10 protein-coding genes are annotated in these 14,215 nt (G+C 51.0%); 7 read left to right on the top strand and 3 right to left on the bottom strand.

All coding sequences use genetic code 11. The features are described 5' to 3' along the window. The first annotated feature begins 15 nt into the window (after nucleotides 1-15). On the top strand, nucleotides 16-1,170 hold the full coding sequence (tnpB, locus tag CUJ86_RS09430; protein ID WP_130647309.1) for an IS200/IS605 family element RNA-guided endonuclease TnpB: 1,155 nt from the start codon (nucleotides 16-18) through the stop codon (nucleotides 1,168-1,170). Between the two features lie 45 nt (nucleotides 1,171-1,215). On the opposite strand, the gene CUJ86_RS09425 is transcribed toward tnpB, so the two are convergent. After that, nucleotides 1,216-2,388: a redox-regulated ATPase YchF gene (locus tag CUJ86_RS09425; protein WP_130647308.1), complete on the bottom strand. Its 1,173-nt coding sequence runs from the start codon at nucleotides 2,386-2,388 to the stop codon at nucleotides 1,216-1,218. Nucleotides 2,389-2,429: 41 nt separating this feature from the next. Here CUJ86_RS09425 and CUJ86_RS09420 point away from each other — a divergent pair, with 41 nt between their 5' ends. Next, nucleotides 2,430-3,020, top strand: a complete 591-nt coding sequence (locus tag CUJ86_RS09420; protein WP_130647307.1) for a pyruvate kinase alpha/beta domain-containing protein — start codon at nucleotides 2,430-2,432, stop codon at nucleotides 3,018-3,020. A 2-nt stretch (nucleotides 3,021-3,022) separates the two neighbouring features. After that, complete coding sequence (locus CUJ86_RS09415; RefSeq protein WP_130647306.1) at nucleotides 3,023-3,871, top strand: DUF7847 domain-containing protein; 849 nt, start codon at nucleotides 3,023-3,025, stop codon at nucleotides 3,869-3,871. Between the two features lie 42 nt (nucleotides 3,872-3,913). Here the strand turns inward: CUJ86_RS09415 and CUJ86_RS09410 are convergent, their stop codons facing one another. Beyond that, nucleotides 3,914-5,110 carry a DUF92 domain-containing protein gene (locus CUJ86_RS09410; protein ID WP_130647305.1) on the bottom strand — a complete coding sequence of 399 codons (1,197 nt, stop codon included), beginning with the start codon at nucleotides 5,108-5,110 and terminating at the stop codon, nucleotides 3,914-3,916. A 116-nt stretch (nucleotides 5,111-5,226) separates the two neighbouring features. Here CUJ86_RS09410 and CUJ86_RS09405 point away from each other — a divergent pair, with 116 nt between their 5' ends. From CUJ86_RS09405 to CUJ86_RS09390, 4 genes are all read left to right on the top strand, one after another. Then, complete coding sequence (locus CUJ86_RS09405; RefSeq protein ID WP_130647373.1) at nucleotides 5,227-7,818, top strand: valine--tRNA ligase; 2,592 nt, start codon at nucleotides 5,227-5,229, stop codon at nucleotides 7,816-7,818. Between the two features lie 92 nt (nucleotides 7,819-7,910). Continuing rightward, on the top strand, nucleotides 7,911-8,120 hold the full coding sequence (locus CUJ86_RS09400) for a hypothetical protein (protein WP_130647304.1): 210 nt from the start codon (nucleotides 7,911-7,913) through the stop codon (nucleotides 8,118-8,120). A 327-nt stretch (nucleotides 8,121-8,447) separates the two neighbouring features. Continuing rightward, nucleotides 8,448-9,113, top strand: a complete 666-nt coding sequence (locus tag CUJ86_RS09395) for an integrase (protein ID WP_130647303.1) — start codon at nucleotides 8,448-8,450, stop codon at nucleotides 9,111-9,113. An 80-nt stretch (nucleotides 9,114-9,193) separates the two neighbouring features. After that, complete coding sequence (locus CUJ86_RS09390) at nucleotides 9,194-11,098, top strand: restriction endonuclease (protein ID WP_165394854.1); 1,905 nt, start codon at nucleotides 9,194-9,196, stop codon at nucleotides 11,096-11,098. Between the two features lie 321 nt (nucleotides 11,099-11,419). On the opposite strand, the gene CUJ86_RS09385 is transcribed toward CUJ86_RS09390, so the two are convergent. Beyond that, nucleotides 11,420-13,345 (bottom strand): hypothetical protein, encoded by a 1,926-nt coding sequence (locus CUJ86_RS09385; protein WP_130647301.1) that lies wholly within the window; start codon nucleotides 13,343-13,345, stop codon nucleotides 11,420-11,422. Nucleotides 13,346-14,215: the final 870 nt, after the last annotated feature.

Here is a 14,215-nt window from a genome sequence, read left to right as displayed (position 1 = left end):
CTTATGGTGCTTTGTATGCTCCAGGCTTACATGTATCGGATGTATCCTTCTCAGGAGCAGGTCGCTCTCCTCATGAAGCACATCCATGCCTGTCGGTTTGTGTACAATCATTCTCTGGAGCAGAAGATCCGAGTATATGAGCAGGAAGGTCGAACACTCTCCTGTTTCGACCTGAACAACCGTCTCCCGGCTCTCAAGGAAGATTATCCGTGGCTCAAAGAGGTCAATTCTCAATCTCTCCAGAGTGCAAACAAAAATCTCGATAATGCTTTCAGTCGGTTTTTCCGGGAGAAAAAAGGATTTCCACGGTTCAAGTCAAAGAAAAATCCTGTGCAGTCTTTTCAGGTGCCTCAGAGTTACTCCGTGGACTTCGATCAGAGATGGATCAAACTCCCGAAGATCAGTACGATTAGAACCATCTTTCACCGTGTCTTCACCGGGAAGATGAAGTATGCCACTGTCTCCGTGACTTCGACGGGAAAGTGGTTCGTCAGCATTCTTGTCGATGATGGGAAAAACGAACCTGACCCCGCACCTTTCACTCTGGACACCACGCTCGGGATCGATGTTGGGCTGAAGCACTTTGCGACCCTTTCCACCGGAGAGAAGATTGAGAACCCTCGACACCTGAAGACCTCCCTTCAGCGGTTGAAGGTGTTGCAGCGGCGAGTATCCCGGAAGAAGAAAGGATCCAAGAATCGGGAGAAGGCGATCCAGAAACTTGCCCGGTGCCATGAAAAAATCGCCAACCAACGTAACGATTTTCTGCACAAAGTCTCTTTTCGAGTTGTGAGCGAGAACCAAGCCATTGCAGTGGAATCGTTGAATGTTGGTGGGATGATGAAGAACCATCTTCTGGCACAGGGGATTGGAGATGTTTCGTGGTACGCTTTCTTCACGATGCTGGAATACAAGTGTCGGAGGTACGGGAAGACTTTCCTGAAGATCGGGAGATTCGATCCCTGCTCGAAGATATGCAATACTTGTGGATATCTTAAACGGGATCTTGCCCTCTCTGACAGGGGATGGGTCTGTCCTGATTGTGGTGCTCATCACGACCGCGATATCAACGCGGCGATCAATATCAAGAAGTTCGCCCTGCAAGAGCAGAATCTTGTTGGGGTATCAGGTGCGGGACGCACCGGAGAGCCTGTGGACTTGCCTCAGTAGAGGGAGGATGAAGCAGGAAGCCAGGCCCAACAGGCGCGTGGTAGTTCACTTTTTCGTGCTCACGATCTTGATGATATCGCCGTCCTTGAGTTCGGTGCTCTCCTTGATCCGCATCCCGCTCCGGGCATCGACGGCATACAGGAAACCCTCACCGATGTCGGAGTGAACGCGGAAGGCCAGGTCTCTGGGGGTGGAACCCCTGCGCATCAGGAAGGCGTCAGGAAGCACCCTCCCCTGTTTGTCGGTGTAGTGGTGCTCGTCCTCCACGGGGTAGACGACGATCTGGTCCAGGAGTTCGTAGACGGCGCGGTCGATCACGCCCTGGACGCCGGTGCCCCCGTGCTCCGCCATCAGAACGGCGATCTTTTCGAGTCCTGCCCGCTGTTGCGCCGAGAGGTTTGTCTCCGGTTTGATGGCGAACGATGGATCGCCCGGGACATACTCGATGAACCCGCCGTCTGCGGCCATCCGGACGGCGAGTTCTGCCGCCGCGCTCACCGGGACGGCGCCGAGGTCCTTCAGCCCGGAGAGCATTTCGGGCGTGGCGGTATCCATCTTGTTCCCGATGAACAGCACCGGTTTTGTGCGCTGGAGCAGGCGTTCGCAGAAGGGTTCGAGGTCCTCCTCTCCGGTCCGCCTGAGATCGATCCCGAGTTCGTCTGCCGTATCCTTCACGTCCTCATAGGTGATCCCGAGGCCCGCCAGAACGTCGGCGACGCCATCGATGATGTCAAAGGTCCGCTGCTGCGCCTGCCGCTGGAGCCGCGGCCAGTGTTTGCCCAGGATGCCGACGACCCACATCGTCATCTCGTGCTCGAGGAAGCGGATATCCTCCCGTGGATCATGGCTGCCCGGATCGACCGGATTGCCCTCCGCATCGGTGGCCCCGCTGGCGTCCACCACATGGATGATGGCGTCGGCCTGCCGGAGATTGTCGAGAAACTGGTTGCCAAGCCCTCGCCCCTTGTGGGCGTCCGGGACGAGTCCGGCGACATCGATGAGGGCGACCGGGACGAACCGGACCCCCCCGGTACAGTTCCCGCACCCATTGATCCCGAGGTCCTGGCACGGGCAGCGGGTGCGCACATATGCAACGCCGTTATTGGCGTCAATGGTGGTGAAGGGATAATTGGCGATCTCGACCTGCGCCATCGTCGCGGCCTTGAAAAAGGTGGATTTGCCGCAGTTCGGTTTGCCGGCGAGTGCAAGCGTAATCATAACAATTCTCTTTTACGTCTGCACCTTATTAATCTGGTACCATGGGCTATATTACGAGGAATACCTATTATTTCGATGCGCCGGGGGAGGAGAACACGGCTGATGCAGCCAGGTTCGCCGTCGAACGGGCTCAGGAGACAAATATCGGCACGATCGTCGTTGCGAGCACCTCCGGGTACACCGCCCGCCAGTTCCTTGAAGCGATGGAGGGGACCGACCTGCGCCTTGTTGTGGTGACGCATGTGGTCGGCTTTTCTGCGCCCGGCGTCTGGGATTTTGACACTGAGACGGCAGACCTCCTGCGGGCCGGCGGTGCAACGATCGTCACCGGCACCCATGTTCTTTCCGGGCTTGAACGCTCGATCTCACGCTCTCCAAGACTCGGGGGCGGATCGCGCACCGAGGCGATCGCCGAGGCGCTCAGGCGGACTGTTGCCGTGGGATTGAAGGTGGCGGTGGAGTGCGCCCTCATCGCCGCCGATCAGGGTGCGATCGGCGTGACCGATGAGGTGATCGCCGTCGGCGGTACGGCCAGCGGTGCGGACACGGTCTGCGTGATCCGTCCGTCGCATACGGCCTCCTACTTTGACCTGCAGGTGCGCGAGATCGTCGCCATGCCCAGGAACAGGTGATTATGGTCCTGCACTCCCTCAGGGAGGCCTTGAGCCTCCTCATCCGGATGCCGATTATCTGGCTCTCCGGCATCGTCGCCGGCGCCGCTGTTGGAATTGACCTCTATCTCGAACTGAGTGGAGAGGCATTCTTCGGCGGCAAGATCCTCCTTCTCGGGCTGCTGGCCCTTCCGTTCTGTATGGCCGGCAGCATCGGGGCGATCAACCGCGCCGAGGGGAGCCTGGAGGTGTTCCTGGAGGAGGGGCGGAAGGGATATTTCCGGGTGCTCCTTCCCGCGCTCGTCCTCCTCTTTGCTGTCATCGTGACGATATTCCTCCTTGCAGTGCCCCTCTCGATCATCCTGGGCGGGAACGCCATAGAGGCGGCTGCATCCACGGCGCTCGGCGTGATCTTCACCTTCGCCCTGTTCGCCTATTTCACCGATACGACGGCGGTCACCGGAGGACATGGTGTGTTTGCCTCGATCCAGCAGAGCACGGTATTTGTGCTCTCCCACCTCTCGAGCACCATCCTGTTCTATCTTGCCAACCTTGCCGCCCTCTGTGCCCTCGGGTTTGGCGGTGTGTTCGTCTGGACGGTCCTGCTCTATGATCGCCTCGCACCTCTGGCCGAGAGCGGCGATCTGGTCATCGTCAATACGACCAGTGCGGCGGCGGCGCAGGCAGAGTTCGCCGCCATCCTGGGACCTGAGGGGATCTGGGCGAGCGCCCTTGTCTATGCCCTGATCATTGCCGTATTCGTCCCCTTCGCCCTTGCGTTCAAGACTGTCTTCTATCTCCGTCATGCCGGTGAGATGGAAGCGCCGGTGCAGGGGGAGTACGACGAAAAGGGACGATGGTATAAGTATTAATTCATTTTTGGCTGGGAGGGTTTGCCCCCCCCTCTCCGGTGCTCAGATCAGCGCCACGAGCACCATCGCGAACACTCCCCCTGAGAGGGTGGCCACGAGGTTGGTGCCCGCGTTCCCGAAGACGCCCCGGTTTTCAAGTGTGGCGCCGATCAGACTGTCCACGTTCGTGCCCACAAATCCGGCGACAATCCCGATGACGGCGATTGCGGGATCGGCCACGCCGAGCGCCCATGCCGAGAGGGAGACGATCACCGCCGCTCCGAGCGCCACCGCCTCACCGAGAAGGGTGACGCCCCCGTTTGTCCCGGGACTGACACGCTCGAGGGTGGTGATCAGGTAGGGGTCACCCCCCATCACACCGATCTCAGAGGCCACGGTGTCGGCCGCTGCGGAGGCGACGCTCCCCAGGAAAAGCCCGATACATGCAGGATGCCCGGTGATCCCCCAGAGCACGGCGCCGGCGGTGCCGACCAGACCGTTTGCAAACACGTTGAAATATCCCCGGACGCCACCATGGGACTGGGCGACGCCGAGCGTATTCTTCTCCCGGTACCTGAACTTCGTCGCCGCCGAACCGACGACGAAGAAGACGAGCATGATGAAGAACCAGCGCACATCGGCGAACACGATGAGCAGCAGACCGATGATGGCGCCGGAGAAGAGGCCGGAGAGATCGGCGGCCCTGAGACGGTAGGCGGTGTAGCCGAAGAGAAAGGCGATGAACGCCGCCAGGGCGAGTATCGGGAGGTCCACCGAATAATCGATCTCATAGAAGAGCTGCATCGCCATCGCCGCCCCCAGCGCCTCGATCATCAGGGCGTCGTCCCTGCCGGTGAGGGCGGCGTGGAGCAGCACGGCCACCAGAACGCCGAGAAGGGCCGTGAGGGGGAGAAATTCCCCGACATAGTACATCGCCAGCAGCGCCGCTGCAAAACCGACCAGGATGAAGGGGATATAGGACCGGGTGCGGTTGCCGCTGAGCCTGAAGGCCGACTCACCGATCACGACGATGGCAAGCGTGGCGCCGAAAACGGCAATCGAAAGATATCCGACGCCGTAGAGGGCGGCGATAACAATGATCGAGATGGAGAAGAAACGGGTTCCCTTGATCAGGAGAAGAACACCTGAAAACAGGATAACCAGCAGGGAGAGAAGCCATGCGGGCTGGATCAGAGGGGCTACCATAATCCCGATGAGGGCGAGGATTGTGGCGAGCGCCGGGCCCGACTCCCGTATCATGCAGTGTGATGGTTGTGAGTTCTCCAAAAAGAACTTTGTAGTAGGAATCGGTCCGCTCCTCTATTCACGCTTCCATATAATTCCTTTAAAAACATGGAAATCCAATAGGGATGGAGATGTCATCCCCGCATACGATACCCAAAACCTACGACTTCCGGGAAGTGGAGGAACGGTGGCAGCGCACATGGCGCGACGAGGACAACTTCTTTGATCCCGACTCGACGCGGCCGCGGTTCATCATCGACACGCCGCCGCCCTATCCGACCGGCAATTTCCATATCGGCAATGCCCTGAACTGGTGTTATATCGATTTCATTGCGCGCTACAGGCGGATGTGCGGTTACAACGTGATGTTCCCGCAGGGATGGGACTGCCACGGCCTCCCCACCGAGGTGAAGGTGGAGGAGATCCATGGCATCACCAAAAACGATGTTTCCAGGGAGGAGTTCAGGCAGATGTGCCGTGAACTCACCCTCGGGAATATCGAGAAGATGCGCGCCACCCTCCGGGCCTGCGGTTTCTCCACCGACTGGAGCCATGAGTACATCACCATGCTCCCCGAATATTACGGGAAGACTCAGCTCTCCTTTTTGCGGATGCTGAAATCCGATTATATCTATCAGAGCGAGCATCCGGTGAACTACTGCACCCGCTGCGAAACGGCGATCGCCTTTGCCGAGGTCAGTTACGAACCGCGCCAGACAAAACTGAACTATTTCGATTTCGACGGTCTTGAGATCGCAACCACCCGCCCGGAACTCCTCGCCGCCTGTGTCGCCGTCGCCGTCCATCCGGAGGATGAGCGCTATGCGGACCTCGCCGGGAAATCCCTGCGTGTCCCCCTCTTTGGGCATGATGTGCAGGTGATCAGGGACGAGGCGGTCGATCCATCCTTTGGATCGGGCGCCGTGATGATCTGTACCTTCGGCGACAAGCAGGACGTCCACTGGTGGAAGGAGTATGACCTTCCCCTCAGAAAGGCGATCGACCGGACCGGGAGAATGACGGCGATCTGCGGGTCCTATGAGGGGATGACGGCACAGGAATGCCGGGAGGCGATCCTCGCCGCCATGGAGAAGGAGGGCATTCTCAAGCGCCAGGAGACGCTCGAGCAGCGGGTCGGCACCTGCTGGCGGTGCAAGACCCCGATCGAGATCCTCTCCGAGCGGCAGTGGTTCATCAGGATCCGCCCCGACGAGATCATGGATGCGGTGCAGCAGATTGGCTGGTACCCCGAGCATATGCGCATGCGCCTCGAGAACTGGGTGGAGCAGATGGAGTGGGACTGGTGCATCTCGCGTCAGCGGATCTTCGCCACGCCCATCCCGGTCTGGTTCTGTGCGCAATGCGGTGAGATGGTCCTCCCCGAGGAGGGCGATCTCCCGGTCGATCCGACCTCCGATGCCCCGAAGCGCCCGTGCCCGAAGTGCGGTTCTGAGACCTTCACCGGCGAACAGGACGTGCTGGACACCTGGATGGACTCCTCGATCTCGGTCCTGAACATCACCGGGTGGGACGGCAGCGGCACTCCCTCCATCTTCCCGGCACAGATCCGGCCGCAGGGCCATGACATCATCCGGACATGGGCCTTCTACACGGTGCTCCGCTCGGTTGCCCTGACCGGTCAGAGGCCCTGGGACCAGATCCTTGTCAACGGCATGGTGCTCGGCGAGGACGGGTTCAAGATGTCCAAGAGCCGGAATAACATCATCGCCCCGGAGGCGATCCTCTCCGAGTACGGCGCCGACGCCTTCCGTCAGTGGGGGGCGATGGGCGGGGCCACCGGTCAGGATATCATGTTCACCTGGAACGATGTCGTCGCTGCCTCCCGTTTCCAGACGAAGATGTGGAACATCATGCGCTTTGTGCTGACGCAGCTGGAGCGCGCACCCGTCACCGAGGGCCCGGTCACCGGACTGCTGGACCGCTGGCTGCTTGAAAAGCTCTCCGGGTGTATTGCCGAGGTGACGGAGGCCCTTGAGACCTACCAGTTCGATCAGGGGCTCCGGGCGATCCGCGACTTCACCAGGAATATCCTTGCCGACGATTACATCGAACTGGTCAAGGGGCGTCTCTACTCCGACGACGCCGAACGCCAGAGCGCCGCCCGCGCCCTGACTATCACCATCGACGCTCTCTGCAGGATGATTGCGCCCTATGTGCCGCACTTTGCCGAGGAATGCTGGTCGATGTTCCGGGAGGGGAGCGTCCTGAAGCAGGAATGGCCCGCCGTCACCTTCGAGGACGCCGGGGCCGGGCGTCTCGGCGACCGGGTGGTCGCCCTCACGGCCGAACTCAGGCGCTACAAGCACGACCTCGGTCTGGCGCTGAACGCCCCGTTCGGCACCCTGGCCATCTACACCCCGGAGCCGGTCGAGGACGGCGGGGACGTGGCCCGGGCCCTGAACGCCTCGGTGGTCTGGCGGACCGGAGAACCGGCACTGGAGAAGGTTCCGGCAGGTGTGGAGTTCAATATGGCCGTGATCGGTCCTGCCCTCAGAAAGCAGGCCCGGGGCTTCATGAAGGCCGTCGAGGCCCTGCCGCCCGCGCTCCTCCAGAACCCGCCGTCGACGGTCAGCGTGGACGGCGAGGAGATTGCCGTTCCCGAGAACGCATTCGCGCCGAAGTTCACCTATGCGGTGGAGGGCGAGGCCGTCGATGTGCGGACCATCGGCGACGTCACCGTCACCCTCCGCCGCCAGGGCTGATCCCTTTTTTGTGGGGGGCGATTCTTCGCTTCCCAAACCTCTTCTATGGTGCCGACACACCTGTCGGTGATGAATCTGCCTGAGTGCGGGGGATGCCGGTGACTGCAGGGCCGCTGCTGATCGGTGGTGCCTGTCTGCTTGCAGGGGTGGCGATATGGGTATTCACCGGCAGCATCGCCGTCGGCGGACTGCTTGCCCTTGTCGGTGGCGTCCTGGTCCTGATCGGTCTTGCCCCCTCTGAATATGACGAGGAGGAGCAGTTCGAGACCGAGGAGGAGATCCTGAATATCTATGATGAGTGATGGCGCCCGCCGCCGCCGGCGGTGTTGTTGTTGGGATCAGCGGACGCTCCTGCTGTTATTTTATAAAATCGATGGGCCTGTCCGGATTCGAACCGGAGATCTTCGCCGTGTAAGGGCGTTAAATTTGATATTGGGTCAGATTATTCCTTAAATTCTGAAAGTAGTAATGGTGAAAAAAATGAAGATTCGGAATTTGATGATCGTAGTATAACGCTCAACAGCGTGTGGATAAATCATCTGAATGAATTCAAGAAATGGTTATACTCTAGATCTATCTCAGAGAGGGCAAAAAAGGATTATCTGTCCGCAGTATCTCGTTTTTTTGAAATGCGCGTCATAAAAAGACCCGGTGATTTTCGATATTTGACTTTGAAAGATAAGGAATCCCGAGGGATAAGAAATTTCATGAATTATTTCGAGGATTCTGAGTTTGAAGAAATCATTGGCTTTTCAATTGACAAATGGCGGAAATATTTAAAGATTAAATCTTCTGGCGTTGTGGAAGTGTATGTTTCTGATGAAGAGATTCTAGATGCCTTTCTTGCATGTCCTGATGAGTTAAAGCCTGTCTTTAAGTTGCTCGTATATTCTGGAAGTCGTTTTTCCCATATTTATGGTATGCTGAAGGGCTTTGATACGCAAAATGTCATCGTTGAAAATGGTGTGGCCCATTATCCTACATCTGGACTCTCAAAGGGAGCAAAAAAAACATTTCATGTTTACTTTCCTTCATCATTCCTTCCTGAGTTGGAAAATGTGAGTGAACTTAAGTCTGAGGATTATATTCTCAGGATGATCAAGCATGGGCGTGTATCTGCAAAAACCATCAGGAAGTGGCATCTCAACTTTATGATCGGTCATGGGGTGCAGGAGAGTGTTGCTGATTTTATTCAGGGAAGAGCAGCAGTTACTGTTGGGAGTGCCCATTATCTGAATAAAGTTAAACAAGCGACGGATTCTTATGGGTCTCTAATCTTGGAATATGTTGTTTGAAATATAGAATGCATTGTTTTGTGGGTTCTTAATTTTCAGAAACTATTTATTTTATGTGGATAATTTTTGTATGTGGTTATATGGGCATAATGGGCGGATTTTTTCGAAGGAAGAACACTCAAAATAAGGAAGATATAAGGGAATATCCTCTTCAGGAGGATTTTTCTCATAGTGATCGGAATGATGTAGAAGACAGTTGTCTTAATAATGGAGAAACAATTGGAATAAACTACAATTCGTCTGGCATGAATAATACCGATGAAAATATTGAGGCGTATGTATCCAGGTATTTGTCGAATGCACCTGAGTTTTTTTTGGACAATATCATCTATTTATCAGAATTACAATCTTGTGACGAATTAAAAATAATTTATGATATGAATGATTGGTCTGATCTTGATCGTGTAGAGGGGCATATATTCAATCTTATAAATGAATCTAATGATGATCTGAAGGCTACTAGTGATCCTGAAGATAAGGAAAACATAAGAGGAATGATTTCAATATGGGAATCTTATCTTAAGTTCATAAATGATTCAAAGAAATTTAAGAAAGTGTTTGACAAAAATGGATATATTATCACGTTTCCACAGTATTTTTCTATATTTTTAGATTGTATTAACAAGAAGAAAGCAATATTGCAAAAAGAAGACGATGATCAGTTAGATGAATGTTTTGGGGATTGTTTTGAGCCTTATATGATCATATGGAAGAACAAATTGGGGCCCAATCCAACCATCTCTCAAATCCTTAAGGAAATATATTGTACTTCTTTCCCAGATCTAGACGACGAGGGTTCTGAATTTCCCCCAAGTATATGCCGATTCTTACTCAGAAAATTTGGTTATGACTGTAGTGTCGATGAAATTAGGTCCATGCTGTCTGATATTGAGGAAGAAGTAGAGATAGATAATTTTGAGGCCAATTTGGAGAACGAGTTTAACATTGAAGATATTCCTGTGCAGAAAGCACAGAAAATCGATATTTCAGATTTGGATGGGTATCAGTTTGAGAGAACGTTGTGTGATGTTTTTGAACAACTTGGCTATACTGCGGTTTTGACATCCAAATCTCGTGATCAGGGTGCGGATCTGGTAATTAGCCAGGATGGTACGAAAGCCGTTGTCCAAGCCAAGTATTATGAAGGAAAGGTTTCGAATGCAGCAATTCAGGAGGTAGTTGCTTCAAAGGCTTACTATGGCGCTGATGATGCAATGGTAGTCACCACAGGATCATTCACAAGTAGTGCTCTAGAGTTGGCCGAAGCGAATGATGTTGTCCTGTGGGACGGGGAAAGATTATCTCAAGTCTTATCTGATCTGAATGAAGTCATTGATCCAGATATTGACGTGGAAAATCGTTCCGAGTACTGCTGTCCATTCTGCGATGTGATGTTTCTTGTTGATGCTGAGTCTCTGGTGGATAATAATGTTATAATCGAATGTCCTCGTTGCGATAATGATATTTTTTTCGAAGATGGTGTAATTATTTCCGAGGATGACATCAGAGCGTACATGGATTCTTCTGTTGAGATAGTTTCAGATTATCTACACGAGGTTTGTGATTTTTCCGTTGTTAAATTAGATGCAATTGTTGGATTGATTCTAGATTTGCTGGAAAGAAGCGAAAATTTTAACGATAAACATTTGTACGCCGTGGTCTATAAGGCTCTTAGCAACCTGGGCATGACATATGATTATTCTGTTGTTAAAGAACTTGTAAATTCGGTAGAGGGTAATAATAGAATCAGCTTGAAGGACTTCTCTGAGCGATCTCACGAATCTCTGAGGGTTTCTGTTGATAGTGATGTGGATGAGATTGGCTTTTTTGCGCATTGTCCTGCTTGTGGTGGATCTGTGGAAATAAACGTTGAGCGCAATGATAGTCCGCAAAAGGTTGAGTTAACTTGTCCCCACTGTGGTGTTTTGTGGTCTTCCACGGTGACTCTAAGTCAGAATCCTTGGAAAGGGGGCGAGGACGAATGAAAAGGATATATTTCTTCCTTCAATATTGCGAGATGTGTTATTTTTTGTTTACTTGGAGTTCTGATAGTGCCTGTATTATATCCAAACACTTGCTTTGCTCTCCTCCGACGGATTGTTCATGCATTTTTAGCCAAATTTGGCACAAATTTAATTATTTGAAAAATTGAGTTGATATTGTTGTTATTTTTTATAAATGGGCGTATATGCTGGGTTTTTTGGCATAAATAAAAAATGCTTCCCTATGTATATTATAGTGTGCCGTTGTGGTGAATGATTAACTTGAGTTTAGTATGCTCTCTGATTGTTGTTTGGTGGGAGATATCAACTCAGTTTTCCTACAATGAATTTAGTGTTCCTATTATTCTGACCAAATGGCTTCGTTTTAATGGAATATCTCAATTCTAACTCAATTTTTAACTTTGTTGCTGACATTATTTTGACTTGATCACTGCCGCTCTCTGCGAATTTATGGAGTGAAATGATTTCTCCTTTGTCTAATCTCGCTTCAATTTCCTGACACATTTTTTCTATAATTTTTGGTATAAATATACCTTTATATTCTCTTTTCAGTCGATTTTTGATAGATGTCTTGCCTTTTTCTGTGTTCATCCAGCATTTTTCGATTCTCGCCCCATTCTGAGGCATATAATCTTCTTGTGCGATTTCTGAGTTGCTGAACAGGATGCAGACTTTTTTTTTGTCTGGGTTTGACTCATCCTGGCGAAATATGCGGCCAAGCATCTGGAAAATCTCGTTGTTTGAGTCATTTTCGATTATTTCATTTTGAACAGGATATACTGGTTTTTTATGGGTTCGTTCCTTGTTCTGCTCAATTTCCTTTTCTATTTCCTCTTTTGGCTTCATCACTTCCTCATATGCTGGGTGATAGTACGCCTCTGGGGGGAGTATTGGTGTGCCTGGGATAATTGCCATGCTCTTATCTCGATGGTCATTTGTTCCCTTCGACTCCTTTCCAAAAAATTTGACGTGTTCGTGTGGGAGGTCGAACACCGCACCTGATTCAAATGCTCTACTGTAAACATTGTTCTTCACGAAAATCACGGCTTTCTCATCGAGATAATTGAGTGCCCCAATAGCATCATTTGACACTGTTTTGATCTTTTTGATCAATGGTTCTGGATTTTGAAGTATCCCTGATGCAGGATATTTCGCATCCTGAACCTGTATAATTAGATAATTGTCATTTGGTTCCGCATCTTTTATCAGGGGAGAACCGTAGTCGCCTAATATGTCCATGCAGTATCTGTCTTTTTGGGAGGGTGTTGCATTCAGGTAAAATACCCTGTGCTGTTTTAAGTGGTGTGATTCATCCAGCACCACTTTTATGGGTGCCATTTCATTGAGTGATTTGTTATAGAGTGTAAATGGATGGTCTTGTCCATATCCTTTGATTAGTGAGTAAATAATCCTGAAATCTGGAATCGATTCATTACTGGAAGTAAGTATTGTTTCAATTACGTGCCTCTCTATGATCTCAAGTTCTCTGTTGATTTTAGTGTGGTTTCCATCCAGATAACTCCTGATGTCAGTCAGAGGCCCATCTATGAGCATCGGGACAAGTTCTGGAATGATGGTGGTTCCTTGAATATTTGAAACAAATTTTGATATCTTATACAGATTGTCAATATCTGTTTCCTCTTCTGGCATCAGAACGTCTGAGAGGGGAACGTCATCAATTATTATCGTTATCTCTCTTCCTATTAGGAAGGAAAGAACAGGTTTTATCATCTCTTTCACGGTAAATATGGCGATTCCTTGTCCGTCTCGGATCAAACCCCTCAGTTGTTCTCCCTGTGATCGATATATGCAGGACTCTTTGTTATTGCAATTTGAGCATATATTCGATGGCTTGATGTGTCTGTAATATTTTTTAATCTCCTCCTGGCGGCAGCACATATTTTCCTGTGTTTTTCCACGATAGATCATTGTTCTATCTTTATATTTGGGAGAAATTTTGCCATGCATTTCCTCAAGCAACGTGTACGACTGCATAACGTAGATGACTATCCGGCCTTGTTTCAGTTCGTCATCGGTATAACCAATTGCTGATGTCGTTTTTCCGCAACCAGTATGTCTTTTATCAAGCAGGTTCCGGTGTCGGTGTTCTGAGTACTCGGATTCTGCAGTTATTTTTTGAGGTTCATCTCCAATCGTCCTGGGGATTTCATCCACTGTACAGGTGAGCGTTTGTACATACGCTCCGCTAACTCCAAATTCTTCAGTCATAAAAATCACATTAAAAAAACTTAATAATCGGTCGCTCTGCTCAACAATTCATCCTGACAATCATATCTTCAGGTCAGCAAATGAGGGTTCAACCTTCAGTAGTGTAATGTGCTCAATTAGGGTTCGTGTAGATGCCGTGTGCGAATGGCCTTTGAGAATGAGTATGTATGAACTCTGAGAGTCAGGAAATAACAGAATCTAAAATGAAAGGCAAACCCGAACTATTACTTTTTTACAGAAGTTGAACGCTCTCTGATGTCTACCTCTGATCATGTCCTATATGACGTTTATCGTATTTATTAATTTTCATTTGGGTGCAATGTTTGGAATGTGGAATTGTTGGGTGTGTTCAGAAGTGTCGCGGAAACCCTGAATTTATGGGGTTAGAGACACAAAGGTTGTGATGGATATGGTAATTGCCTGCCTTGTTCATTCCTCTTGATTATAATGAAGGATTTTATCTTCATTCTGGCCGTCCTTTATATCTACACTTTTTGTCTCTTTTTTGTCTTTTTCTCCATGATCTGCTCTTCGATTATGATGGCGGGGTAAAATTATTAATATTTATTAGAATTATTTAATCCTCTGTGTGTTATCATGTGGATGCGGTAACGGAGGTGTCTGCCGCATTCGGTCTGTTCGCATCTTTGCTATCTGCGCGCTTAGGTTGGCGCTGTTGTCTGCGGAAATTATATAATGTTATAAAACCAATTGGACAACTATGAAACTCATTGGTCAATCGAAGATCAGTAAATTAAAACCAAAGCAAAATATCACGTATCCCCTGATCAGACTCCCTCAGGGGCGCGCAGATCTCATTGGTGAAACCGCATACATTTACGAAATCAATCGTGGCGGCAAGACTGCCTT

The sequence above is a fragment of the Methanofollis fontis genome (genome assembly GCF_004297185.1).
In the GTDB taxonomy this organism is placed as follows: Archaea; Halobacteriota; Methanomicrobia; order Methanomicrobiales; family Methanofollaceae; genus Methanofollis; species Methanofollis fontis.
This window is presented reverse-complemented; position numbering and strand designations above follow the sequence as displayed.